The organism is Sphingomonas sp. DBB INV C78, assembly GCF_042693015.1.
Taxonomy (GTDB): domain Bacteria; phylum Pseudomonadota; class Alphaproteobacteria; order Sphingomonadales; family Sphingomonadaceae; genus Sphingomonas_E.
In genome coordinates, this window is sequence record NZ_CP170544.1 from 4406405 (window position 1) to 4431708 (window position 25304).

Consider the following 25304-nt stretch of genomic DNA (forward strand, 5'->3'; position numbering starts at 1 on the left):
CGCGGCGCGGCCGAGCGAAATGCTTGCGCCGCGCCCGCCATCCGGCCAAGACGCGCTTATGCGTAGAGGCCATCGTCCATCCGCGCCGGCTTCGGGCCGGCCCCGCTTCTGGGGGCGCCATGCGGTTACCGCAGCGCTCGCCAATCCCGACCGCACTGTCCGCAAGATGTGGGGCACGCGCGAAGCGCTGTCCGCGCTGAACGTGCCGCCGGTCATCCCCGTCACCTTTGCCGACGTGGCAGACCTCGGTCGGCTCGTGCCGTCCGATGCGCCGCATCAGGGGTTGGTGATCGAGGTCGATCCGCTGCCCGATATCTGGCTGGGCGATCTGCTGGAACAGGGCCGCGACGATCGCCGCCCTTTGATCGTCCTCGATCAGGTGACCGACCCGCATAATGTCGGCGCGGTGCTGCGCTCGGCGGCGGCGTTCGATGCACTCGGCATCGTCACGCAGGATCGCCATGCGCCGCCCGAATCCGGGGCGTTGGCGCGATCGGCTTCCGGTGCGCTGGAACAGGTGCCGTGGGTACGCGTGGTGAACCTCGCCCGCGCGCTCGACGAGATTGCCGAAGCGGGCTTCTGGCGGGTGGGACTGACCGGCCATGCCAAGCAGACCTTGGGCGAAACGATCGGCACCAACCGGATTGCGCTGGTGCTGGGCGCCGAAGGGGAGGGTATGCGCGCCAATACCGAGGCGCATTGCGACGAACTCGCCAAGCTGCCGATCAGCCCGCGGGTGGAAAGCCTGAACATCTCGAATGCCGCCGCGATCGCGCTTTATGCGGTGGCGACGCGCGATCAGGGCGCGGGCTGAAGTCGAAGCGGCCCCACCTTTTCGTCACCCCGGGCTTGACCCGGGGTCTCGCTCCTTCCGTTTCTGTCGCGGAAAATCCAAACTTGTGCTGGATGCGAATAGCAAGATTTCCACGGCCAACTTGCCTGACGCACCCGTCAAAGCGGGACCCCGGGTCAAGCCCGGGGTGACGAGAGGGGTTAACGCCGCTCCAACATGGCCTTCCCTCAGGCTTCGCCCATTGAGGGCCTTGATTCGCGTTCCCGGCTGGGAGAGCCTGAAACCATCACAGCCTTGGGGGAGAGCGGGAATGCAATGGATGCGAATCATCGCTGCACTGGCGGCGCCGATGCTGCTGGCCGGATGCTTGCTGCAGCCGGGCAAGTTCACCTCCGCACTGACGGTGAAGGCCGATCGCAGCTTCACCTTCGCCTATAAGGGCGAGGTGATCGCGCTCGATCCTTCGGAAGCCATGGCGGCGGGCTTCGGCGGTTCGTCCTCCGGCGAGGATGAAAGCGAACAGACGCCCGAGCAGAAGGCCGAGAAGGCGAAGGAAAAGGCGCAGAAGGCCAAGGAAGCCGCCGAGAATGAGGTGAAGCGCAAGGCGATCGCCGAGGCGCTGACCAAGGAGGCCGGCTACAAGTCCGCCACCTATCTCGGCAATGGCAAGTTCCTGATCGACTATGAGATCTCAGGAAAACTCGACCATAATTTCATCTATCCGTTCAATTCGGACGCGGAGATCGTCTTCCCGTTCATTGTCGTCGAGCTGCGCAAGGGCGGAACGGTGCGGATGGTGGCGCCGGGCTATAGCGGGTCGAGCAGCAAGGCCGGCTCCGCGCCGGGGATGCCGAGCAGCAACCAGGCGCTCGACGGCACCTTCACGCTGACCACGGATGCGGAAATCGTCATCCACAATAACGAAGCCGGCGCGCAAACCGGCGCGGGCGGCATGAAGACGCTGACCTGGCGGGCGACGCCGCTGACCAAGGACGCGCCGACGGCGTCGCTGCGGCTGGCGCAATAGGATTGCCGCCACGCCGGCAAGGCGCGGTGATCAGCTTAGAAACGGGAGTGCATGTTGCGATCGTGCGCTCCCGTTTCCGCGTGTGCGACAGCCCACGACTATCGCCCGCCCAGATGAAAGTCTGATTCGGGTTGGGCGACAGAAGCTTGCGATGTTGCAGCGGCGGCTCTGTTCACGAAATTTTACCGCAATCGGGTAATGACAGGCGTAACGATAATGACCTAGATGCCGTCATCATCGTGCTGGTAAAGGCACGTAACCAGGGGGCTGGTGTGAAATTAGGAATTGGTGTCCGCGCGCTTACGGGCGCGCTCGGGCTTGCGTCGATCGTCTATTCTTTTCCGCTATTTGCCCAAATTCTTCCCGTTCCGCCCCAGATCCGGCCGCCGACCCGTGAGGAGATCGAACGGCCGGTGGCGCCGCCCCCGGCGCCCGGCCCGCGCCTGAAGGTGGAAGGCGATATCGAACGGTCGGCCTGTCCGCTCGCCGACCCTGCTTATGCCAAGGTCAAGGTGACGATCACCGATGCGGTGTTCAACAATCTGAAGGGTGCCACGGCCGAGGAATTGCGGCCGACCTTTGCCCCCTATCTTGGCAGCGAGCAGCCCGTCGCCGCCATCTGCGAGATCCGCGACGCCGCCGCCACTTTGTTGCGCCGCAAAGGCTATCTTGCCGCCGTCCAGGTGCCCACCCAGCGCATCGAGAATGGCGTGGTCCGCTTCGAGGTGCTCTATGCCCGCGTCACCGCGATCCGCGTGCGCGGCGATGCCGGCCGCACCGAAAATCTGATCGCTCGCTATCTCGACCGGCTGACCCAGGACGAGATCTTCAACCGCAACAATGCCGAACGCTATCTGCTGCTCGCCCGCGATCTGCCCGGCCATGACGTGCGTCTCTCGCTCCGCCCCGCGGGCACGGCGCCGGGCGACCTGATCGGCGAGGTGACGGTGCTCACCACCCCGTTCGAGGTGGATTTCAACGCCCAGAATTATGCCGCGCACGATACCGGGCGCTGGGGCGGCCAGTTGCGCGCCCAATTCTATGGCCTGACCGGCATGGGCGATCGCACGACGATCGCGCTCTACAGCACGGCCGAGTTTGACGAGCAGCAGGTCTTCCAGTTTGGCCATGATTTCCGCGTCGGCCCCGAAGGGCTGACGATCAGCGGCCGCTTCACTTACGCCTGGACCAACCCGGATATCGGCCCGATCCCCGGCGGCGCCGATCTCGAGGCGCGGACTTTGTTTGCCGGGGCCGAGGTAGCCTATCCCTTCGTGCGGACGCAGGCGCTCAACCTGCGTGGCTCGGCGGGCTTCGACTATGTCGATCAGAAGGTGGATTTCATCGGGCCGCTGACCAGCGACAAGCTGCGCGTCGCCTATCTGCGCCTTGACGCCGACGCCACCGACATGGCCGATCAGCGCGCGCCGCAATGGCGGATGGCGGGGTCGTTCGAACTCCGCAAGGGCCTCGACATCTTCGGCGCCAGCGATGGCTGTGGCGGCGGCGCCTGCCTGGGCGGGCGGACGCCGCCGAGCCGGCTGGACGGTGATCCGACGTCGACACTCGTCCGTTTCAACGGCCTGCTCGAATATGCCTATTCGCCGATGTTCTCGGTCGCGGTGATGCCGCGGCTGCAATATGCCTTCGATCCGCTGTTCAGCTACGAGGAATATTCGGGCGGCAATTACACGATCGGCCGCGGTTATGATCCGGGCACGATCATCGGCGACAGCGGCGCCGGCTTCCAGGTGGAAGCGCGCACCGGCCGGCTTTCGCCCTTCGCGAAGGGCAATATCGCGCTCCAGCCCTTTCTGTTCGTCGATGCCGCCTGGGTGTGGAACAAGAATGTGGCCGGCGATCCACAGAAGCTGACCTCGGTCGGCGGCGGCGTGCGCGCCAGCCTCTCCAACCGTCTGCGGCTCGACATGGCGCTCGCCGTGCCGACCCGCAAGGCCGGCTTCCAGACCGAGAAGGGCGACGCCCGCCTGCTGATCTCGCTGACGACCCGACTGTTCCCGTGGGGAGACCGCTGATGTTCGCGAACCGCAACTCGATCGCGCGGGTTCCGTCCGCACAGGCGATGCTGACGTCGGCGGCGGCGCTTGCCGCGGGGCTGGCGCTGGGCGCTACGCCCGCTTTCGGCCAGGCGTTCCAGGGCGGCTTCACCGTCCAGTCGGGCAACGTCAATATCGACCGATCAGTGGCAGGTCAGGACACGATCACGGTTGGTTCGCAGCAGTCGGTGATCAACTGGACGCCGAGCGATACCGCGACCGGCGGCGGATCGATCAACTTCCTGCCCGGCGGCACGCAGGTCACCTACCAGAACAATTCCGCGGTCACCGATTATGTGGTGCTCAACCGCATCATACCGGTCGATCCGGCGCGGCCGGTGCAGTTCAACGGGCGTGTCTACAGCCAGTTGACCGACGGACTGGGCACGACCGCGCAGGGCGGCGCGGTGTGGTTCTACAGCCCCGGCGGCATCATCGCCGGCGCGGGCGCGGTGTTCGACGTCGGCAGCCTCGTCCTCACCGCCAGCGATCCGGTGGTGGATGCCAGCGGCAACTTCATCACCGGCGGCAACTTCACGCTCCAGCAGGCGGCGGCCGGCAGCTATGTCGACATTCAGGCGGGTGCCGCGATCAACGCGGCGCCCGAAGGCAGCTATGTCGCGATCGTAGCACCCACCGTCACCCAGTCGGGCACGGTGACGGTCAACGGCTCGGCGGCCTATGTCGCGGCCGAGGCGGCGCAGATCACCATCCTCAACGGGCTGTTCGACATCAATGTCACTGTCGGTTCGACCGGTGACGGCACCCCGCTTGAACATAATGGCACGACGACAGGCCCGGCGAGCACGGGTTCGGGTGACAATCACCGCATCTACATGGTGGCGATCCCCAAGAACGACGCCATCACGATGATGATCAACAGCGGCAGCCAGCTCGGCTTCGACGTCGCCGGCGCGGCCGATGTGGTCAACAATGTCGTCGTGCTTTCGGCAGGGCGGAACGTCTCCGACACTAGCTTCGTCGGCACCGCGGCGCCGTTCGATGCCAGCATCCACGTCCATGGCACCAATTTCACCTCCGCAGTGACGGGGCGGGCGACGACCGACCTGTTCGTCGCGTCGACGACCGCCACCAGCCAGTTCGCTTCCGACGTCCGCATCCAGGGCGGCGCGCGCGCGCATATCGGTTCGCGCATCAGTGGCGACACGATGACGATCGGCGGCAACGCCACCGTCATCGCCGATAATTTCGGCGACATCTCCACGCCCGTCGACGTGTCGGGCGGTGAAGCGCTGATCTATACCGAGACCGGGGCGACGCTGAACATCCTGGGCGGCGCTACCATCACCTCCAACGCGGCCGGCGGCGGCAACCCGACCGGCACGGGGTCGACCGGCAGCGGCACGGGTGGCACCGCGCAACTGAGCTCCAACGGTGGCGCGATCAGCGTCGGCGGGGATCTGGTGCTGTCCGCCGACGGCAGTGCGGGAAGCCTCGATTCCGTTGGGGTGGATGGCGGTAACGGCACCGGCGGACGGATATTCGTCACCTCCGACCAGAATGGATCGGTCGACATCGCCGGTTCGGTGTCGATGTCGGCCGTGGGCTTTGGCGGTGCCAATCGGGGCGGCGGCGACGGTATTTCGGGCACCGGCACGGGTGGCCTTGCCAACATCACGGCCGTCACCGGCACGATCGACATCCAGGGTGATGCCACCTCGTCGGTGCTCGGCAGCGGTGGTTTCGTCCTCGAAGGGACGACCGGCGGCTTCGGTCAGGGCGGTGAAACCAATGTCGGCGCAGGCGCGGGTGCGCTGACGATCGGCGGCGATGTCTCGGTTGCGGCCGGTGGTTCGGGTGGGTCCGCCAGCAGCTTCGGTAATGGCGGCTCCGGCACCGGTGGCACCGCGCGGATCAACATCTACCAGCCGGGCGGCTCGGTTTCGATCAATGGCATCGTCGACGTGATTGCCAGCGGCCTCGGTGCCGCCAGCTTCTCCGGAAGCGGTGGATCGGGTGTGGGTGGTATTGCGGAAATCGTCGCAATCGGCGGGACGATGACGCTGTCGAGCAACATCTTCGTCAGCGCCACCGGCGCCGGCGACAACGGAATCACGGCGGGCAATGGCACAGGCGGCCGGAGCACGATCCTGGCGCGCGAAGGCGCGATCATCGGCGGCACCACCGGCACCGAAATTATCAGTGTCGAGGCCGAAGGTTTTGGCGGCGATGCTTTTGGCGGTGGTGCGGGCGGCATCGGCACCGGCGGCGATGCCGAGATCGTCGCGGCCAACGGCACGTCGGCCAGCTCAATCAGCCTCAACATCGTCGACCTTGAAGCCAGCGGCACCGGCGGCAATGGCGGAATGGGCCAGTTGCCCGGCAGCACCGGTGGCGCCGGCGGGGCAGGCATCGGCGGTAACGCGCGGGTGTTCGGCAGCGCCGGCAATGGCAGCGTGACCGTGACGCAAGTGCTTGCGGTGGCGACCGGTCTCGGCGGCGACGGCGGCACCGGCGGCAGCGATTCCGCATCGGCAGGCGGCACGGGCGGCGCTGGCGGCGTCGGCACCGGCGGCAATGTCACGGTCGGCACGGCAAGCGGCACAGCCACGCCGGCCTCCACCGGATCGGCCAATCTCGGCTCGGTCATCGCCTCGGCCGACAGCCAGGGCGGCAGGGGCGGCGCCGGTGGCGACGGCCTGACCACGGGGGCCGGCGGTCGCGGCGGCGATGCGCTGGTCGATCCCGATCTGACGGGCGCCGTGCTGCTCGTGCGCGGTTCGCCGGTGACGGCGACCGACGTAACGCTGACGGCCAATGCGGTCGGCGGCGATGGCGGCAATGGCAGCACGATCGGCACCGGCGGCGATGCCGAAGGCGGCAACATCGTGGTCCTCGTCACGGAGCGCAACCAAACCACGGACCCCGGCACGCTGACGGCGGGCAACATCACCGGCATCAGCCTTGCCGCCGGTGGTGCCGGCAGCACGACGGGCGAAGCGCGTTACGGCCTCGCCAACGTCGATGTCCGCCTGAGCACCGCCACCGTCGATTCGCTGGCGATGACCGTGATCGGCGATGTCGCGGGTCCGTCGGCCGCGCTTCCCAGCAGCCTCACCGCAACAAACGGCACGCTGACGGTCAACACCGATTTTTCGCTGTCCACGCCGGGCGATCTGGCGATCGTCACCGACAATGGCGTGATTCAGGCGGATACCTTGTCGGTATTTGCAGGCGGCGCGATCGTCGACCGGGTGACGGCGACCGGCCCTGCGCCGGCGGCACCGGGGCAGGTGCGCGCCAACCTGCTGTCGCTGACGGCGGGCACCGACATCGACACCGCGGCGGGCTTCGCCAGCACCGGCAGCCTGAGCTTCTTCTCGACCGGAGCCGTCCGTCTTGGCGATCTCGCCAGCGATAATGGCGTCTTCGTGACGGCGACCGGCACTGTCACCGTCGGCAATGTCGACAGCGGCGATGTTGTCGAACTGCTGTCCGATGCCGGCGCGGTCAGCGCGGGTGATATCACCGCGCTCAGCGATGTCGAACTGACGGCCGCCACCGGATCGGTCACCGCGGGCAATATCGTTTCGGGCGATTCGGTGACGGCGGTTTCGGGGACGAGCGTCTCGGTCACCAGCATCAGCGCAGGCATCGTCAACCCGTCGACCGATCCGCTCGCGCGCTACCGCGTCGGCATCGACGCCGGCACGACCATGATCGTCGGCACGATCGATGCGGCGAGCGACATCGGCCTGCTGGCGCGTGCCGGCACAATGACGGTCGGTCCGGTGACGACGGCCGGCAGCCTGCTCATGCTCGGCTCCAACGGCGTGACGCTGGCCGGCGCTTCCACCGGCACCGGCGCGAACCAGGCGGTCTATATCGCCGATATCAGCATGGAATCGCTGCTGGGGCCGGATTTCGATCCGACCCCGCTGTTCGCATTGTTGCCCGTCCGCATGGCCGGGCCGATCACGATCAACGGCGCGATCACGACCGGCAGCTTCGGGGCAGCCTCGACCGGCGCGTTCAGCGCACAGAGCATCTCCGTCACGGGCCAGCTCTATGCCGATACCGGTCAGACGCTGACATTGACGGCGCCGATTGTCGTGCCGGGTGACGTGACGTTGACCGGCGACGGCGGCATTGACACCGTGGACCTTCAGGCCGGTGGCGACGTAACCCTATACACGGTCAACGGCACGATCTCCGTGGTCGACATCCAGGCCGGCGGCATCGCCCAATTGGAAGCCGCCGGCTTGATTTCGGGTGGTGACATAACCGCCTTCGGGGTCGATGTCCTGAGCTACGGCGGCAACATATCTCTGGGCGATCTGGCAAGCAGCGTCACCGCGGCGGACCTTCCCGAAACCCCCTTCGGCGTTGCCGTTCACGCAAACGGCTCGGTCAGCACGGGCGCGATCTCCTCGCAGAATTCGGTCGGTCTGGTCGCCGACACCGGCGGCATCTCGACGAATATGATCAGCGCGGCGAATGGCGACGTCGGCGTGCTTGCGGCCACCGGTGCGTCGCTCGGTGGAATTACCACTGCACCCACCGGCACCATCTACATCGCCGATGTCAGCCAGCTCTCCCTGCTGGTCCCGCCGGGCTTCGATCCGACGGCACTGTTCGCGTCGGCGCCTGTCCGCATCAACGGCTCGGTCACGATCGGCGGCCCGGTGTCGACCGGCCAGTTCACTGCCGCCGGCCAGTCCTTCACGGCGCAGGGTGCGCTGTCCGCGCAGACCTCGATCAACGTGGATGTGGCGGGTCTTGCGACCTTCAATGGCATCGCCACGGCCCCGACGATCCGGGTGGCTTCGGGCGACATCGCGATCAGCGCGAATGGCGGGCTCGGCAGTTCGGGCACGACCAGCCTCACCTTGTCGACGACGGCGGCCAATGCCGTCATCGGCGGCACCGGAACGGTGTCGGGCTATATGCTCGATGGTGCGGAGGCGCAGAGGGTGCGCGCGGCGAACATTCTGTTCGGCTCCAGCGGCAATGTCGAGCTGCGCGGACTGACGTTGAACGGCGCCCAGGCCGGCAGCGGCGCCAACATCACCAATCCGACCGGCGCCTTCACTGTTCAGTCCGGCGGTTCGATCCGCGTCACGGGCGCCGTCCGCTTCGACAATATGAGCTCGGCCAACGCGCTGCGCCTGTCGGCGGCCGATCGGGTCGAGGTCGTCACCGACACCGGCAGCATCGGCATCTATGGCAGCGGCACGACATTGGGCGGCGGGCTGGAGATTGTCGGCGACAATATCCATGTCGCGAGCGCCAGCCTGCTCAGCCAACTCGCCAGCAATCCGCGTTTCTCGGGCCGCGATCAGGCTCTGGCGCGGGCGGGCGGACAGTCGCGACCGGAAGGCTTCATTCAGGCCGGGCGGATACAGCTTGCCGGCCGGGACACCATCCTGATCCAGAACAGCAACTCCACCGGTGCCTTCGGGGGCTTCACCGCTGGGCAGGGCGGGTTGCAGGTGATCTCGCTTGCCGCATCGACTGCGCCTACGGATCTGGTGATCTATGGTCGCCTCGCCGACGGCAGCGGCGGCTTCGTCATCCATCAGGATGTGCGTGATGCGATCAGCATCTCCTCCTCCTCGCAGGGCGGCTTCTCCGCCTCGTCGAGCGTCAATGGCTGTCTGTTGAGCGCATCGGTCTGCGACGCTGCGGCGCCGGTGCCGGAGCAGGACGACACCGTCGTCAGCATCGCGACCGACGTGCAGGCGATCGCAAATCAGTCCGCCGACCCGCAGCCGCTGCTTGAGGAGGAGGAGCAGGAGGCCGCACAGAAGGCCACCAGCCGCAGCCCGATCGCGCGACCCGTCGCGCTTATCGACACGCGGCCGATGGATGCCGATCCGACAGTGGAGGAACCGGTGACCAGCGGCGGCAACCCCAGCCTGATCGGCAATGTCGAGCCTAGCAGCACCAATAGCGGAGGCGGCCAATGAGCCGGTCGTTGAAGAAGTCCCTGGCGCTGACGGCGGCCGCGGCCGGCCTGGCGTCGATGCTGGCGGCCCCAGCCGGGGCGGCGACGCGCCCGCTGTCGGTGCAGGACAGTTTCCGCATCGGCACCTCGGGCGTGCTCTGCACCGCGCAGAGCGCACCCGCCGATGCCAATCTGCGCACCATGTTCGATCGCGGCTACAACATCGTCTGCCGTGACGCGGCGAGCGCGGTCGGCTCGCTCTATGCACTGCGCACCAAAAACGGCGATCCGCTGGCGGCACTCGCCGCCAAGCGGCCGGCGACGCTGCAATGTGCCGCGCCCTCGGCCACGAATATCGACGGGATCGGCGCCGTCTCCCTCAGCGAATGCCGCGACAGCGCGACGGGGGTGGACCGCCGCCTCTACAGCATCGCCAGGCGTGACACCGTCTATGTCGCCGAAGGGCTCGGCGGCTATGATTCGGCGCTGAAGCTGGGGCTCACCTCGATCGTCACCAACCGGCCGGCGACGGGCGAGGTGCAGGTGGCGACGACATCGGCCGGCGATCCCGCAGCCTTCGCCCGCGTCCAGGCCGGCACGCTTGATGCCGATCGCGCGCTTGCCGAAGCCTATGTCCGCAACAATAGCGGCAGCTATGCCGAGTCGTCGGAATTCTTCGAGACTCTGGCCCAGCGTCAGGGATCGGCATCGACGCGCAGCGGCGAATATCTCGTCAACCAGGCGCTCCAGCAGTCCAACCTCGGCAATTTCGCCGCGGCGGACGCTTTGTTCGCGCAGGCTGCGACGGCAACGGGCGCGCGCGATGGCGTCACCCAGCGGATGCTGCGCAATTTCCGTGCGATCCACTTGCTCAACCAGAAGAAACCGGGCGCGGCGCTGACCGAACTCGACAAGGCCGTCACGCCGATGGCGCGAGGCAAGGAGGATGCGGCGATTGCCGGGGGCGTGATCAGCCCGAACCTCGCCGACCAGATCAACCGCGAGAATGAGGCGCTGGAGCGGCTCGGCGGTATCGACAGCCGCCTGAGCCCCTTCGAGCGCGCCGAGATCCTCGACGGTCAGGCGATGCAGCTGCGTGGCGTCGCGCTGCGCGTGCAGGGTGACAATGCCGGCGCGCGCAAACAGCTCGACGATTCGGTGCGTGCGATCGCCGCGGTTCGCAACGGCCGCGTCACCTCCACCGCCTGGCTGCGTTCGGAAACCCAGTCGGAACTCGCGGCGATCGCCGAAGCGGAAGGCGATTACGGCACCGCGGAGGCCAGCTTCAACGAGGCGCTGCGCATCTTCGAGGCCGAGCATCCGCAGTCGCCGGCCCTGCTTGCCGCCAAGGCGCGGCTTGCCGCTTTCCTCGGCCGGCGCGGTCAGAATGATCGGGCGCTGGCACTTTATGGCGAAGTCGTCAGCGCGAGCGAGGCGCTGCCCGGATCGGCGACGGCGATGCGCGATCTGCTGGCGCCTTATTTCGCTTTGCTGGTCCAGCGCGCGGACAGCGATCCGCAGGCGGCCGCGGCGATGTTCTCCGCCAGCCAGATCCTGCAGCGGCCGGGCGTTGCCCAGACGCAGGCCGTGCTCGCGCGCGAGCTTTCGGAAGGCAATGACGAAGCCTCCGCGCTTTTCCGCCTGTCGGTGACGCGGACCCGCGAGATCGCACGCACCCAGACGGAAATCGCGCGGCTCGCCGCTGCCACCGATCTCACCGCCGAACAGCAGCAGAACCTCGCCAATGCCCGCGATGCGCTGGTCACCTTGGAGCGCGACCAGACGGCGCTGCAATCGAAGCTCAGCCAATATCCGCGCTATCGTGTGCTCGCGCCCCAGGCGCTGCCGCTCGCCGATCTCCAGAAGATGCTGCGCAAGGGTGAGGCCTATTACAAGCTCGGCCTGGTCGGGCAGGACGCCTACGCCATCTATGTCGCCGCCGATGTGGTGCGGGCGTTCCGGGTTGCCACCACGACGGCGCAGCTTGAGGCCGATGTCGCCAAATTGCGCGACAGCATCGTCCGGCTGGAGGATGGCGCGCCCGTCACCTATCCGTTCGATGCGGTGCTGGCGCGCAAGATGTTCGTGACATTATTTGGTAATGTCGAGAAGGAGTTGGCGACAACCAGCCACCTGATCTTCGAGCCCGATGGCCCGATGCTGCAACTTCCGCCCAACCTCCTGATCACCGATCAGGCCGGGGTTGATGCCTATACCAAGCGCATCGCCAACCCGCGCGCCGATGCCTTCGATTTCCGCGGCATCGCCTGGCTCGGCCGCGGGCGCGACGTTTCGATCGCGGTTTCCCCGCGCTCCTTTGCCGATGTCCGTGCGATCGCGCCATCGGCCGGAACCAAGGGCTATCTCGGCCTTGGCGAAAATGCCCGGCCGTCGCTCAGCCCGGCGGCGATGACCGAATGGGAGAAGACCGAAAGCGGCGAATGCGGCTGGCCGCTCGCTACCTGGGAAAATCCGATCTCCCCGGTCGAACTGGCGCTGGCGCGCGGCATCGTCGGCGAAGCGCGGTCGACGGTGCTGACCGGCGGTTCCTTCTCGGACACGTCGCTGATCGGCCGTCAGGATCTTAACGATTATCGTATCATCCACTTCGCCACCCACGGCCTCGTCACCGCACCGCGGCCCGAATGCCCGGCGCGTCCGGCGCTGCTCACCTCATTCGGCACGGGATCATCGGATGGCCTGCTGACCTTCAAGGAGATTTATGATCTCCGGCTCGACGCCGACGTCGTGATCCTGTCCGCCTGCGACACGGCTGGCATGGCGACAGTGGCGGCGACGCGTGAGGCGGGCATCACCACCGGCGGCAATTTCGCGCTTGATGGTCTGGTGCGCGCCTTCGTCGGCGCGGGCGCGCGATCGGTGGTGGCGAGCCACTGGCCGGTGCCGGACGATTATGACGCCACCAAGCGCCTGATTTCCGGTATGTTCAAGGCGCCGCAGGGCACATCCATGGCGACCGCGCTGCGCGATGCGCAACAGGGGCTGATGGACGACGTCAACACGTCGCATCCTTATTATTGGTCGGCCTTCACCATCGTCGGCGACGGGACGAGGCCGCTGCTGAAGAACTGACGTGCAATAAGGCCTCGCAGCGCGCGGCGGGAGGCCTTAAGAGAAGAGTGATGGAGAGGCCGGGGTCGCGCGCGGCGGCAGAGCAACAGGATGATATCGCCGATCTGGCGAAGGGCGGACGCACGAATTTTTTCGGCTTTGTTCTGAGGCTTGTCGCGCGTATCCCGTTCCTGTTCATTGCCGGCCGCCTTTATGGCCCGACCGAGCTGGGACGTTTCGCGCTCGCCATCCTCGTCATCGAATTTGCCGCCCAGCTTGCGACACTGGGGCTGAAGCGCGGTCTCGCGCAGCAATTGTCGAAGAATGAACGGCCGCATGTCCATATCGTCTGGGATGGGCTGCTGATCGCGGGCTGCGCATCCGCCATTGCGGCAGTGATTCTCGCCGCCTTGCCGCAGCTCATGTTCCCCAACAGCAATATCAACGGCCTCGAGCAGTTGATGCCGCTGATCATCTTCGCGATCGCCTGGTCCGATGTGTCGCTGGCGGCCCTGGCCTATCGGCGCGACGTGGGCGCGACCGTGCGGGCGCGGGCGATCATCGAGCCGTGGACGATCAGCATCGCGGCCTTCGGCTTCTATTTCTATTCGCAGCGCGACGGGCTGATCCTCGCTTATGCGTTGTCGATGGTCGCGGCGCTCACCGCCTCGCTCTATCCGTTCATCCGCTCCTACGGCCTGCCGCGCGGCTGGAAGCCGGAGCCGCGGCCGTTGTTCGCGATGGCCCGGCGCAACATGCCGCTTGCCGCGGCCGACGCGATTGAATGGGGCACGCGCAATGTCGACCGCTTCATCCTCGGCCTGTTCTTCGCGCCGGCGGTGGTCGGTATCTATTGGGTGGCGCAGCAGATCGTCACCCTGCCGCAAAAATTGAAGACGAGCTTCGATCCGATCCTCGGGCCGGTCATCACCCAGAATCTCGAAGCCGGGAACAAGGCCGCGGTCGCGGCCCAGGTGCGGCAGGTAGGCTTCTGGATCATCGCGGCGCAGGCCGGCATCGCGCTGTCGCTTTCCATCCCCGGCGAAGCGGTGATGGGCCTTGCCGGGCCGGAATTCGTCGGCGGTACTGCGGCGCTTTCCTTCCTGTTGCTGGCCGAGGTCGTGGCGGCGACAGCGGTCGTTTCCGAATCGGCGCTGATCTATATCGCGCGCCATCGCAACCTGATGATCTCTCTGGCGACGATCAGTCTGCAGATCGCGCTCAGCTTCGCCTTCATCCTGGGCGCGCAGGCGCTGCACTGGCCCGTCGCGGTGCAGGCCGTCGGGCCGGCGCTGGCGCTACCGGTCGCGTTGGGCTTCGCCTCGGTCACGAAAGCACGGCTGTTGTCGCGGCTGCTGGACGCGCCGGTTTCCGGCTGGCGCTGGGCGCTGGTCTGGGCATCGGCAGCCGCCGCCGTGGTCGGCTTCGTGGCGATCCAGGTTCCCGAATGGCTGGAACTGACCGTCGGCCTGCCGTTGATCCTGCTGAGCTATGGTCTGGTGATCTGGTTCAAGGGTTTCACCGCGGAGGACCGGGTGCTGTTCAAGCTCAAGAAGGGCCAGTCGGCCCCTGTCGAGGCCGAACCCGCGCCCTCGACCCGCTGATCAGCGTTCGGCGCGGATCGGCCGCGCCAGCAGCGCTTCGACCACCTGATCTGCCGTCGCCTCACCTGCGAGCAGTGCGCAGACGGCCTGCGTGATCGGCATGTCGACCTCGGCCGCCGCCGCCGCTTCCCGCAGCACCGGTGCGGTGAAGGCGCCTTCGGCCACGGTGCGCCGGTCGGCGAGGAGGTCGGCGGCGGCGCGGCCTTGGCCGAGGCCGACGCCAAGCGAGAAGTTGCGCGAACTGGTCGAACTGCAAGTGAGCACCAGATCGCCGAGGCCGGAGAGGCCCGCCAGCGTCTCGGCCCGCGCGCCGCGGGCGAGGCCGAAACGGGTCATTTCAGCAAAGCCTCGACTGATCAGCGCGGCGCGGGCATTCTGGCCGAGGCCACGCCCTTCGACGACACCGCAAGCAATCGCCAGCACATTCTTGACGGCGCCGCCGATCTCCGCGCCAACGACATCGGTGGCGAGATAGGGGCGGAAGGAGGGACGCGCGATCAGCGCGGCGACTTTCCCGCCGGCGTCCGCGTCGGTGCAGGCAAGCGTGATCGCGGTCGGCAGGCCCTTGGCCACTTCATGCGCGAAAGTGGGGCCAGACAGCACCGAAAGCGTGGCCGCGGGGCAGGCTTCATGCGCGACCTCGTGCATCAGCCGCATCGATCCCGCCTCGATGCCCTTGGCGCACAGGATCAGGTGGCGGGCGCGTGTGTCGAGCTGGTCGAGCACGCTGCGCATATGCTGCGACGGTGTCACCACCAGCAGCGGATCGGCCTCCGCCACCCAGCCGAGATCGTCACTGACGCGGATCGACGGGGAGAGTGCGATGCCGGGCAGGAACAAGCGGTTTTCATGATCCTCGTTGATCGAGGCGACGACCTCCGGCTCGCGCGCCCACAGCCGCACTTCGCGTCCGTCGCGCGCCGCGACCTGGGCGAGCGCTGTGCCCCATGCGCCGCCGCCAAGGATACCGATCATGCCTTCACCCCCGCTCCCCGAGCCTTTTCGGCGTTGGGATCCAGCGGCCAGCGTGCCCGCGCCGGCGCGTCGAGATCGTCAAACAGCCCCGCCTTGAATCGCTCGACCCCCGCCCATGCGATCATCGCCGCATTGTCCGTACAAAGCCACAATGGCGGCGCCACGAAGCGCAGCCCATGATCCGCCGCCAGCGTCTCCAGCGCCGTGCGCACCGCTGTGTTGGCGGCGACCCCGCCGGCGACGACGAGGGCGGTCGCATCGACCTGATCGAGCTGACGGCGCGTGCGATCGATCAGGCAATCGACCACCGCCTGCTGGAAGGAGGCGGCAATGTCCTCAGCCCGATACTGCCCCGAATCGCGGGCGCGCAGCACCGCGCTCTTGAGGCCGGCGAAGGAGAAATGCGGCTCGCCCGATCCCATCAACGGACGCGGCAGCGGCACGGCCTTGGGATCGCCGGAGCGCGCCGCTTTCTCGACCGCGGGGCCACCAGGGAAGCCGAGGCCGAGCAGTTTTGCGGTCTTGTCGAACGCTTCACCCGCCGCATCGTCGATCGTGGTGGCGAGGCGCCGATACTTGCCGACGCCTTCGACCAGCAGCAGCTGGCAATGGCCGCCGGAGACCAGCAGCAGCAGATAGGGAAAGGCCAGATCAGGGTCGGCGAGCCGCGGCGAAAGCGCATGGCCTTCCAGATGGTTGACGGCGATCAATGGCTTGCCGGCGGCCAGCGCCAGCGCCTTGCCGGTGACGAGGCCGACCATCACGCCGCCAATCAGGCCGGGCCCGGCGGTGGCGGCGATGGCATCGACATCGGCGAGCGACACGCCCGCTTCGGCCAATGCCGCCTCCACCAGCGGGGTCAGCGCCTCGACATGGGCGCGGGCCGCGATCTCGGGAACGACGCCGCCGAACGGGCGGTGATCCGCCTCCTGCCCCGCAAGCTGGTGGGCGCGGATCGCGCGATCGGCGGTGACGAGCGCGGCGGCGGTTTCGTCGCAGGAGGATTCGAGGCCGAGGATCAGGGTCATGCCCGCTTCCCTGCCACCGCGCAGCGCATTAGAGCAACCGTCATGCAATTTCCTATCCGTCTCGGCACGCGCGGTTCGCCGCTGGCTCTCACCCAGGCTCGCATGGTTCAGACAGCACTTCGCGCCGCGCATGGCTGGCCCGAAGATGCGATCGAGATCGTCGCAATCAAGACCAGCGGCGATCGCATTCAGGATCGCGCGCTGTCCGAAGTCGGCGGCAAGGCGCTCTGGACCAAGGAGCTGGATCGCGCGCTGATCGACGGGGAGATCCATTTCGCGGTGCATTCGATGAAGGATGTCGAGACGATCCGCCCGGCGGAGATCGTCATCGCCACCATGCTGCCGCGCGCCGATGTGCGCGATCGGCTGATCGGCGCGGAAAGCCTGAAGGCGCTGCCCGCCCATGCGGTGATCGGCACCTCGTCGCCCCGGCGATCGGCGCAGGTGCGGCGCGCGCGGCCTGATACGACCGTCACCTTGTTCCGCGGCAATGTCGATACGCGGCTGGCCAAGCTTGCGGCGGGCGAGGCTGATGCGACCTTGCTCGCGGCCGCCGGCCTGTCGCGGCTCGACCGTCCCGATGTTGGCAATCCGATTGCGGTGGACGAAATGCTGCCGGCCCCGGCGCAAGGCGCGGTCGGCATCGAGACGCTGGCGAGCAACGAGGCGATGGTGGCCGCCCTTTCGGCGATCGACGATGTTGCGACTAGCACTTGTGTGCGGATCGAACGGGCGTTCCTCGCCGCACTTGCCGGCGACTGCAAATCGCCCGTGGCCGCGCTCGCGGAAATGGCAGGCGATAGCATCCGGTTGCGTGCCGAGATCCTGACCGAGGATGGCGCCGAGCATGTGGCCGGCGAGCGGCAGATCGGCGGGCCGGACGATGCGGCCGGCCTTGCCCATGAGCTGCTCGATCGTGCCAGCCCGGCGTTGAGGAGCCTGTTCGGCAAGTGAGGCGCGTCCTCGTCCTCAGGCCCGAGCCCGGTGCTGCGGCGACGGCGGCGCGGGCGACGGCGCTGAGGCTGGAGGCGGTGGTCGCCCCTTTGTTCGTCGCGTCGGCGGTGCCGTGGCAGGCGGAGGGGGCTGAAGCGTTCGATGCGCTGATGCTGACTTCGGCCAATGCGGTTCGGTTGGGCGGTGAACAACTGGCGCGCTATCGCCGGTTGCCGGTCTTTGCGGTAGGGGAGGCGACGGCAGCAGCAGCACGGGGCGCGGGTTTTACCGATGTCCGCGCGGGCGAAAGCGACGCGGTGGCCTTGCTTGATATGGTGGCAGCGGCGGGCCATCGCCGGGTGCTCCACTTTGCCGGCCGGGAACATCGCGACGTAAAACACCCGGCGCTCCATCTGACGCGCACGATCGTCTATGCTGTCGATCCGGTGGCCGCTTTGTCCGATGTCGCAAGGTCCGCCTTGGCCGATGGCGCGGTCGCCCTGTTGCATTCGCCGCGCGCCGCGGCCCATTTTGCAACCTTGGTCGGCAATGGCAGTGCGGTACGCATCGCCGCGATCAGCGCTGCGGCGGCGAGCGCTGCCGGGGAGGGTTGGGCCGCCGTCGCGGTGGCATACCATCCTGACGATGCGGCGCTACTGGCGGCAGCGGCGCGGCTGTGCGATCAAGCCGACTGACAGGCGATGGACCGGGTGGCGGACAGGATGGACGGAATGGTGACGGAGCAAGAGGCACAGGCCGCCACGCCCGCGCAACAGTCGGGCGGCGCACGGCCCGCCCTTCTGATCGGCGGGATCGCCTTCGTGCTCGGCGTGGGTGCCACCGCTTATCTCGTCCATGCCTGGCAGCCGGCCGGCGAATGGCTGACGAAGCCGGGTACGATCCTGATCGCCCCACCACCGCAGCAACAGGCGCAACAGCCGATGACGGCGACACCATCGCTGCCGCAGGTCGACCCCATGGCGGAAGCGGCGATCGACCGTCGCGTGGCCGAGATAGAGGCGCGGCTCGGGCGGATCGATGCGCGGGCGAGTGCTGCTGTCGGCAATGCTGATCGGGCTGAAGGGCTCCTGGTCGCTTTCGCCGCGCGCCGCGCGCTCGATCGGGGTGTCCAGCTTGGTTATATCGAAGGGCTGTTGCGCGACCGCTTCGGCGCGACCGAACCTCAGGCGGTGGCGACGATCATCGCCGCCGGCCGTGAACCGGTGACGCTTGATGATCTGCGCGCCGGACTTGGCGACGTCGCGCCGGCGCTGGCGTCGCAGGCGCCCAATGAAAGCTGGTGGGACGGCTTCAAGCGCGAGATCGCCGGCATGGTGGTGATCCGCAAGGCCAACGCGCCATCGCCCGCGCCGGCGGATCGACTGGTCCGCGCCAAGCGCGCACTGGAAGGCGGCCGCGTGGCCGAGGCGCTGGCTGAAGTGTCGCGGATGCCGGGGCAGGGCCAGGCGACCGCATGGATCGCGGCTGCGCGCCGCTACGACGCCGCCCGCACCGCGCTCGACAAGATCGAGACGGCCGCCTTGCTCTCACCGCGGCCCGCGCCGCCGGTTGCGGTGCCGTCGGAAAATATCGACAGGCCGATTGCCGGGGACAAGGCGGTCTAGAAGCAAATGGTTCAAATTGTGAAACGATGAATTTCGATCATCTACGTTTATTGCGGTACTGATCGCGCCTATCTCCCTCTCAAGCGATCGCTGCATTCCGCAGCGGCCTGGAGACGGACCATGATCGAACTTCGCCCCTTCTCGACCCTCGGCGCCGCGAACCACGGCTGGCTCGACGCGCACCATCATTTCTCCTTCGCCGGCTACCATGATCCTGCGCGGATGAACTGGGGCAATCTGCGCGTCTGGAACGACGACGTGATCGCGCCCAAGACCGGCTTTCCGCCGCATCCGCATTCGGACATGGAAATCATCACCTACGTCCGGGAGGGTGCGATCACCCACAAGGACAATCTGGGCAATCACGGCCGCACCGAAGCGGGCGACGTCCAGGTGATGTCCGCTGGCACCGGCATCGCGCACAGCGAGTATAACATGGAGGATGTCGACACCCGCATCTTCCAGATCTGGCTGCTGCCGACCAGCCGCGGCGAAAGCCCGAGTTGGGGCGCGCGTCCCTTCCCCAAGGGCGATCGCGCCGGGCGCTTCGTGGCGCTGGCCAGCGGCTATGAGGGCGACGATGCGCTCCCCATCCGCACCGATGCCCGCGTCCTTGGCGCGACGCTGAAAGCGGGGGAGAGCACGACCTATGCGATCGGTGCCGATCGGCGCGGCTATCTGGTGCCGGCCACGGGCCGTGTGACGGTGAACGAGGTCGAGGTGAATGCCCGCGACGGTGCCGCGATCCGCGATCTCGACACCATCACCGTCACCGCCATAGACGATGCCGAGGTGGTGCTGGTCGACGCGGCCTGACGCTAAATCGGGACCTTGGTGATCCGCCAGGCCAATTGTTCGGGCGTTGCGCCCGGGACATTGTTCACCCGGCGCAGGCTCACCCAGCCCTTCTGGTGGATCGGCGTGCCGTCGGTTCGGGCTCCATTCACGTCGACAAAGACGGTGATGAAGACCGATCCGGCGGCACCTTCCATCGGGCCGATGCCGCCGACCTTGGGTTCGTAGCGAGTGACATTGGCGAAGCTGGCGGCGAACTGGTCAGCCGTCTGGCCGCTGGCCTTGCCATTGTCCGCCCACAATTTCCACGCGTCGGCATAGCGCCGATCCGCCAGCAGCGCATAATAATCCACCACCACCTTGTGCGCGCCGAGATGGCTTTCCGGCCCCTGCGGGCGATCATCGACCATGATCCCCTGATCGGGCACGGTGGGTGCCGCGGTCGTCGTCTGCGAGGCACCGGTGCCGCAGGCGGTGGCGACCAGCGCGGCGGTGGTGCCGACAATCCTTGCTCCACGCATCAGGTTTTCTCCTGCATGTCGCCGGAGCTTGCATCGCCCGCGTCCAAGCTGAAAGAGAATAACGCATATGCCCGTCGAATGGACCTTCTACGCCTTCGCCATCCCGGCGGTGATCCTGGTCGGGCTGGCGAAGGGAGGTTTTGCGGGGCTCGGCTCGCTGGGCATGCCGCTGCTCGCGCTGGCGCTGCCGCCGGTGCAGGCGGCGGCGATCCTGCTGCCGATCCTGATCGTGCAGGATGCGGTGGGCGTATGGGCGTTCCGCAAGACCTGGGATGGCCATGTGCTGGCGGTGACCTTGCCCGGTGCCGTGGTGGGAATCTTCCTCGGCTGGCTGCTCGCCGCGCGGGTTTCGGCCGATGTCGTGCTGGCGGCCTTCGGCTTCATCTCGATCCTGTTCGGTTTCCACCGCCTGTGGGTCGAACGGGCCGGCGCGATCACGGCATCATCACAATCGCCGGGCTGGGTGGGATCGATCTTTGGCGCGATCTCGGGATTTACCAGCCAGATCGCCCATGCAGGCGCACCACCATTCCAGATGTGGGTGATGCCACGCCGCCTGCCGCGCGACATTTTCGTCGGCACCAACGCGATCTTCTTCGCTGCGGTCAACTGGATCAAGGTGCCGGCCTATGCCGCACTCGGCCAGTTCACGCCCACCAATCTACTTATGACGGCGACGCTGCTGCCGGTTGCGATCATATCGACATTCGCGGGCGTGGCACTCGTGCGCCGCGTGTCGGCCGCTCGCTTCTATGTGATCGTCTATGTGCTGATGATCCTGGTGGGCGCGAAGCTCGTCTGGGACGCGATCGCCTGATCATTGAGGCACCGGAATATTTTCCACTCGCTGCAACCGCAGCCGCCGCAACGAGTTGTCCGAAGGGTCAGGGGCGGGCGGAGAGTTGCATGCGCACTATGATTGCAGCCGGGCTTATCCTCATTCTCGCGGCCCCCATGGCCATGGCGCAATCCGGGCCGCCCCCGGGCCATGGTGGATCGCAGGGCGGTGGCGGCAAACATCCTCCATCCGGGGCGAAGCCACCTTCCAACGCGCGTCCCCCCGCCCAGCGTCCGCCGTCGAACGCGCGGCCACCATCCAATGCACGGCCGCCTGCAAGCAGCAAGCCGCCGTCAAACGCGCGTCCGCCGGCCCATAACAAGCCGCCGTCGAATGCCCGGCCGCCCTCCAACGCGCGTCCCCCATCGAACGCACGTCCGCCGCAGCGTCCGCCCTACCGGCCGACATCGCCGCAGGTGCACCGGCCATCCGGGAGCTGGCAGGTCTATCGCCAATATGACTGGAACCGGTACGATCCCCGCTACGGCGGCTATGACGCCCAGCGTTATTATCGCGACAGTCGCTATTATCCGGTGCGACGGATGGGACGCGGCGACCGCATCTATCGCGGCTATGATGGCCGCTATTATTGCCGGCGCAGCGACGGCACCACCGGCCTCATCATCGGCTCGGTGGTCGGCGGGATCATCGGCAACCAGCTTGGCTATGGCGATTCGCAGACGCTGGCGACGTTGCTGGGGGCCGGCATCGGCGCAGCGCTTGGGCGTGAGATCGATCGCGGCAACGTCACCTGCCGCTGATATCGTCTAGCTGGCGTCGCCCGGAGACCAACCGGGTGGCGCCAGTTCGAACCCTGCGAAGCTGAAGCCGGGCGAGACAACGCAGGACACGAGCGCCCAGCCGCGATCCGCCTCGGCCGCCTGCCAGGCGTGCGGTGCGATCACATATTGGGGGATCTCGCCGGCGCCCAGATCATTGCCGAGGCGGATTTCGTGCACGCCCTCCGCTTCATCGGCCACGCGCAATGCAAGCGGCGCGCCGGCGTGCCACAGCCAGATCTCGGTCGCGTCGACGCGGTGCCAGTGCGATCGCTGGCCGGCTTCCAGCAGGAACAGGATCGCCGTCCCCGTTGCCCGCTCGCTTGGGGCCGCGCCCGCACGCCAGGTCTCACGATACCAGCCGCCTTCGGGATGCGGGGCCAGGCAGAGCTTGGCGATCAGGCGCTGCGCTTCATCGTCGCTCATGCGGCGGGTTTGGGCAGGAACCAGCGGGCGATGACGAGGCCGGCGACGACCAGCCCGAACAGGTCGGAAAGGCCCATATAGATGAAATACCCCCAGCCATAATGGTTGAAGATCGGCTGGCCGATATGAAGGTAGAGCACGGCGGCGAGCGAGAAGAGCACCACCAGTTTCATCCGCTCGACCAGGGTCGTGACACGACCGGCGACGCCCCACAGCGCCAGGCCGATCAGCCCGGCGGTGATGATCGACAGGATCAGCCCGCTTACCAGCGCCCCCGAATCGAACGCCGGAAAGCCGCCGGTGTTGAAATGGATCGTCGCCACCGGCCCCTGGCCGAACAATGTCGTCCCCTGTGCGGTATCTGGCCAGGGGACGACATAGGTTCCCGTGCCCGTCACCGTCAGATTCTGTGCCAGCGAGGCCTGCACCGCCGCATTCTCTGCCTCGCCCGCGGTGCTGAACGCCAGGCGGCTGAGCGGCGTGCCCCAGAAGATGAAACCGACGAGGAACTGGGCAATTCCCCCCGCGATCGCGCCCAGGATCAGCTTGATCATCGCACCCTCCCCAAAAGGCTTGGATGCGGGGCAGGATAAGCGCGTTGTCGCCGCGGCGATAGTTAGCCCATCAATTTACGCGTGAAGCCGATCAGGCCGGTCTGGCGCCGCCGTTTCAGCCGTTCTGCTTCAAGGATGGTGCGGACCTGTTCGAAGCAGCGATCGACGTCATCATTGATCAGCACATAATCATAGCCGTCCCAATGGCTGATCTCGGCCGCGGCGCGCTCCATGCGCCGCGCGATCACTTCGGCGTCATCGGTGCCGCGACCGGTTAGGCGGCGGCGCAGTTCGTCGAGCGAGGGCGGCAGGATAAAGACGCGCACCGTATCGCCGCCGGCCTGCTGGTGGAGCTGCTGCGCGCCCTGCCAGTCGATATCGAACAATACGTCGCGGCCCGATTCCAGCGCGGCATGGACGGGCGCCTTGGGCGTGCCGTAGCGATTGTCGAAGACATGCGCCCATTCGAGGAATTCGCCGTCCGTGGTCATCCGGCGGAATTCTTCCAGGTCGACGAAATGATAGTCGATCCCTTCCTGTTCGCCGGGGCGCATCGGCCGTGTCGTCGCGGAGACCGACATGGTGATGCCGGGATCGGCGGCGAGCAGCTTGCGCGCGATCGTCGACTTGCCGGCGCCCGATGGCGAGGAGAGGACGAACAGGACGCCGCGGCGGGCGAGATTGGCGTAGGGCATGATCGCCTTTGCCTTGCGCAGGGGGAAAAGGTCAACGGGTGGCGCATCGCACCGCATCGGGGCAGGATGGGCCGCATGACCCAATGGATTGCCCTGCTGCGTGCCATCAATGTCGGGAAACGGCAGGTGCCGATGGCGGAGCTGCGCAAGCTTGGCGAGGATCTCGGCCATGGCGAGGTGCGCACATATCTCGCCAGCGGAAATTTGCTGTTCACCTCCTCGAAGAAGGCTGAGGTGATCGAGAAAGAGCTGGAGGCAGCGATCGCCAAGCGCTTCGGCTTTCCGGTCGAGATCATTCTGCGGACCGCGGCGCAATGGGCGCAGCACGGCGCCACCAACCCGCTGCCCCAACCGTCGACGACCGAACCCAATCGGGTGATGATGCTGACGTCGAAGCAGCCGGCCGCGGCCGATGCGGTGGCGCGGTTGCAAGAGCGGGCAGCACCGAATGAGACGATAAAGCAAGGCGATGGTGCAATCTGGATTCATTTTGGTGATGGTGCGGGCACGTCGAAGCTGACACCCAGCTATATCGACAAGGCGGTCGGATCGCCGAGCACCGCGCGCAACTGGCGCACGGTGCAGGCGCTGACTGCGATGACAGGAGGGACAGGCGGATGAAGCGGAGCGATGCGGAACTGCGCGAGGCGCTGCTGGGATCGTGGGAACTGGTGCTGTGGACCAACCGGCGCCACGACGAGGAGATCGAGCATCCGTTCGGCCATGATGCCAAGGGCGTGATCATCTACGCGCCCGACGGGCATATGTCGGTCCACATGCTCCGTGCCGGCATCGCCCCCTTCGGCAAGCCGCCGCACGAACTGACCGCACAGCAGGTCGCCGACGCCTATCATGGCTATGTCGGCTATTTCGGCACCTACACGGTCGACGCAGAGCATTGCATCGTCACCCATCATATCCGCGGCGCCTGGTATCCCGACGTGCAGGGCGACCAGCCGCGGCATTGCCGGCTGGAGGGCGACCGGCTGTTCCTGGAGGCGGAGACGCCGACCGGCTGGGTGACGATCGAGTGGCGGCGCGCCGCGAAGTGACGGCCAAAGGGGGGATCGGCACACGCCATGCCCTGATCGCCGCCGGCGTTGCGCTGGCGGGGGTGCTGGTGCTGCTGGCGATGGGGCGGCCGCCGATCTGCACCTGCGGCACGGTGGAGCTGTGGCACGGCGCCGTCGATGCCGGGAACAGCCAGCATATCGCCGACTGGTACACGCCAAGCCATATCATCCACGGCTTTCTGTTCTACGCCCTCGGATTCTGGCTGCTGCGCGGTCGGCCGATGGGCGAGCGGCTGATCCTCGCCGTCGCGATCGAGACCGCGTGGGAGGTGGTGGAGAACAGCCCCTTCATCATCAACCGTTATCGCGAAGCGACGATCGCGCTCGGCTATTCGGGCGACAGCGTGATCAATTCGGCGTCGGATATCGGCTGGATGGGCCTGGGCTTCCTGCTCGCATGGCGGCTGCCTGTGGCGTTGACGATCGCGATCGCCATCGGCTTCGAACTGCTGACCCTGTGGGTGATCCGCGACAATCTGACGCTCAACGTGGTGATGCTGCTGTGGCCGATCGACGCGATCAAGGTGTGGCAGGGCGGCTGATTCACCGAAGTTGAGGAAGTTGAGGGTTGTGAGCGCTTTTTTACCGCTCCCGCCACCAG

21 protein-coding genes are annotated in these 25304 nt (G+C 66.9%); 15 read left to right on the plus strand and 6 right to left on the minus strand.

The features are described from left to right. Positions 1–58 precede the first annotated feature (58 nt). From rlmB to ACFB49_RS20980, 6 genes are all read left to right on the plus strand, one after another. Positions 59–814 carry a 23S rRNA (guanosine(2251)-2'-O)-methyltransferase RlmB gene (gene rlmB / locus ACFB49_RS20955; RefSeq protein ID WP_380873471.1) on the plus strand — a complete coding sequence of 252 codons (756 nt, stop codon included), beginning with the start codon at positions 59–61 and terminating at the stop codon, positions 812–814. A 289-nt stretch (positions 815–1103) separates the two neighbouring features. Next, complete coding sequence (locus ACFB49_RS20960; RefSeq protein ID WP_380873474.1) at positions 1104–1820, plus strand: hypothetical protein; 717 nt, start codon at positions 1104–1106, stop codon at positions 1818–1820. Positions 1821–2092: 272 nt separating this feature from the next. Next, positions 2093–3856, plus strand: coding sequence for a ShlB/FhaC/HecB family hemolysin secretion/activation protein (locus ACFB49_RS20965; RefSeq protein WP_380873476.1), 1764 nt, complete (start codon positions 2093–2095; stop codon positions 3854–3856). After that, complete coding sequence (locus tag ACFB49_RS20970; RefSeq protein ID WP_380873477.1) at positions 3856–9807, plus strand: beta strand repeat-containing protein; 5952 nt, start codon at positions 3856–3858, stop codon at positions 9805–9807. The genes ACFB49_RS20965 and ACFB49_RS20970 overlap by 1 nt, the downstream gene beginning before the upstream one ends. After that, positions 9804–12878 (plus strand): CHAT domain-containing protein, encoded by a 3075-nt coding sequence (locus ACFB49_RS20975; RefSeq protein WP_380873478.1) that lies wholly within the window; start codon positions 9804–9806, stop codon positions 12876–12878. Before ACFB49_RS20970 ends, ACFB49_RS20975 begins: the two co-directional genes overlap by 4 nt. A gap of 50 nt (positions 12879–12928) precedes the next feature. Beyond that, entirely contained in the window at positions 12929–14461 is a 1533-nt protein-coding gene (locus ACFB49_RS20980) for a lipopolysaccharide biosynthesis protein (protein ID WP_380873479.1), read from the plus strand. Here ACFB49_RS20980 and ACFB49_RS20985 read toward each other — a convergent pair whose 3' ends face one another. Together ACFB49_RS20985 and tsaD are read right to left on the minus strand one after the other, a co-directional pair. After that, the gene (locus tag ACFB49_RS20985; RefSeq protein ID WP_380873481.1) at positions 14462–15436 is read right to left on the minus strand and encodes an NAD(P)H-dependent glycerol-3-phosphate dehydrogenase; all 975 of its coding nucleotides are present in this window, start codon (positions 15434–15436) and stop codon (positions 14462–14464) included. It abuts the gene before it with no gap. Next, the gene (gene tsaD / locus ACFB49_RS20990) at positions 15433–16464 is read right to left on the minus strand and encodes a tRNA (adenosine(37)-N6)-threonylcarbamoyltransferase complex transferase subunit TsaD (protein ID WP_380873483.1); all 1032 of its coding nucleotides are present in this window, start codon (positions 16462–16464) and stop codon (positions 15433–15435) included. The genes ACFB49_RS20985 and tsaD overlap by 4 nt, the downstream gene beginning before the upstream one ends. Before the next feature lie 42 nt (positions 16465–16506). Between tsaD and hemC the strand changes: the two genes are divergently transcribed. The 4 genes from hemC (at position 16507) to ACFB49_RS21010 (ending at position 19838) form a co-directional block, all read left to right on the plus strand. Beyond that, positions 16507–17418, plus strand: coding sequence for a hydroxymethylbilane synthase (gene hemC, locus ACFB49_RS20995; protein WP_380873485.1), 912 nt, complete (start codon positions 16507–16509; stop codon positions 17416–17418). After that, the gene (locus tag ACFB49_RS21000; protein ID WP_380873487.1) at positions 17415–18092 is read left to right on the plus strand and encodes a uroporphyrinogen-III synthase; all 678 of its coding nucleotides are present in this window, start codon (positions 17415–17417) and stop codon (positions 18090–18092) included. Before hemC ends, ACFB49_RS21000 begins: the two co-directional genes overlap by 4 nt. Before the next feature lie 36 nt (positions 18093–18128). Then, positions 18129–19022 carry a hypothetical protein gene (locus tag ACFB49_RS21005; protein WP_380873489.1) on the plus strand — a complete coding sequence of 298 codons (894 nt, stop codon included), beginning with the start codon at positions 18129–18131 and terminating at the stop codon, positions 19020–19022. Positions 19023–19142: 120 nt separating this feature from the next. Then, a complete protein-coding gene (locus ACFB49_RS21010; protein ID WP_380873490.1) occupies positions 19143–19838 on the plus strand; it encodes a pirin family protein in 696 nt (231 codons plus the stop codon). 2 nt (positions 19839–19840) lie between these two features. Here the strand turns inward: ACFB49_RS21010 and ACFB49_RS21015 are convergent, their stop codons facing one another. Then, positions 19841–20338 carry a hypothetical protein gene (locus ACFB49_RS21015; RefSeq protein ID WP_380873491.1) on the minus strand — a complete coding sequence of 166 codons (498 nt, stop codon included), beginning with the start codon at positions 20336–20338 and terminating at the stop codon, positions 19841–19843. A gap of 67 nt (positions 20339–20405) precedes the next feature. Between ACFB49_RS21015 and ACFB49_RS21020 the strand changes: the two genes are divergently transcribed. After that, positions 20406–21155: a sulfite exporter TauE/SafE family protein gene (locus ACFB49_RS21020; RefSeq protein WP_380873493.1), complete on the plus strand. Its 750-nt coding sequence runs from the start codon at positions 20406–20408 to the stop codon at positions 21153–21155. A 437-nt stretch (positions 21156–21592) separates the two neighbouring features. Further along, complete coding sequence (locus tag ACFB49_RS21025; protein ID WP_380873495.1) at positions 21593–21937, plus strand: glycine zipper 2TM domain-containing protein; 345 nt, start codon at positions 21593–21595, stop codon at positions 21935–21937. Between the two features lie 6 nt (positions 21938–21943). Here ACFB49_RS21025 and ACFB49_RS21030 read toward each other — a convergent pair whose 3' ends face one another. The 3 genes from ACFB49_RS21030 to gmk form a co-directional block, all read right to left on the minus strand. Beyond that, positions 21944–22381 (minus strand): cupin domain-containing protein, encoded by a 438-nt coding sequence (locus ACFB49_RS21030; RefSeq protein ID WP_380873497.1) that lies wholly within the window; start codon positions 22379–22381, stop codon positions 21944–21946. Then, positions 22378–22935 (minus strand): hypothetical protein, encoded by a 558-nt coding sequence (locus tag ACFB49_RS21035; protein WP_380873498.1) that lies wholly within the window; start codon positions 22933–22935, stop codon positions 22378–22380. The genes ACFB49_RS21030 and ACFB49_RS21035 overlap by 4 nt, the downstream gene beginning before the upstream one ends. A gap of 62 nt (positions 22936–22997) precedes the next feature. Next, complete coding sequence (gene gmk / locus ACFB49_RS21040) at positions 22998–23630, minus strand: guanylate kinase (RefSeq protein ID WP_380873500.1); 633 nt, start codon at positions 23628–23630, stop codon at positions 22998–23000. 75 nt (positions 23631–23705) lie between these two features. On the opposite strand from gmk, the gene ACFB49_RS21045 reads away from it, so the two are divergent. Genes ACFB49_RS21045 through ACFB49_RS21055 form a run of 3 tightly spaced genes read left to right on the plus strand, consistent with a single transcriptional unit; the run spans position 23706 to position 25245 of the window. Next, the gene (locus tag ACFB49_RS21045; protein ID WP_380873502.1) at positions 23706–24251 is read left to right on the plus strand and encodes a DUF1697 domain-containing protein; all 546 of its coding nucleotides are present in this window, start codon (positions 23706–23708) and stop codon (positions 24249–24251) included. Beyond that, positions 24248–24682, plus strand: a complete 435-nt coding sequence (locus ACFB49_RS21050; RefSeq protein WP_380873504.1) for a lipocalin-like domain-containing protein — start codon at positions 24248–24250, stop codon at positions 24680–24682. Before ACFB49_RS21045 ends, ACFB49_RS21050 begins: the two co-directional genes overlap by 4 nt. Before the next feature lie 14 nt (positions 24683–24696). Continuing rightward, complete coding sequence (locus ACFB49_RS21055; RefSeq protein ID WP_380880064.1) at positions 24697–25245, plus strand: DUF2585 domain-containing protein; 549 nt, start codon at positions 24697–24699, stop codon at positions 25243–25245. Positions 25246–25304 lie beyond the last annotated feature (59 nt).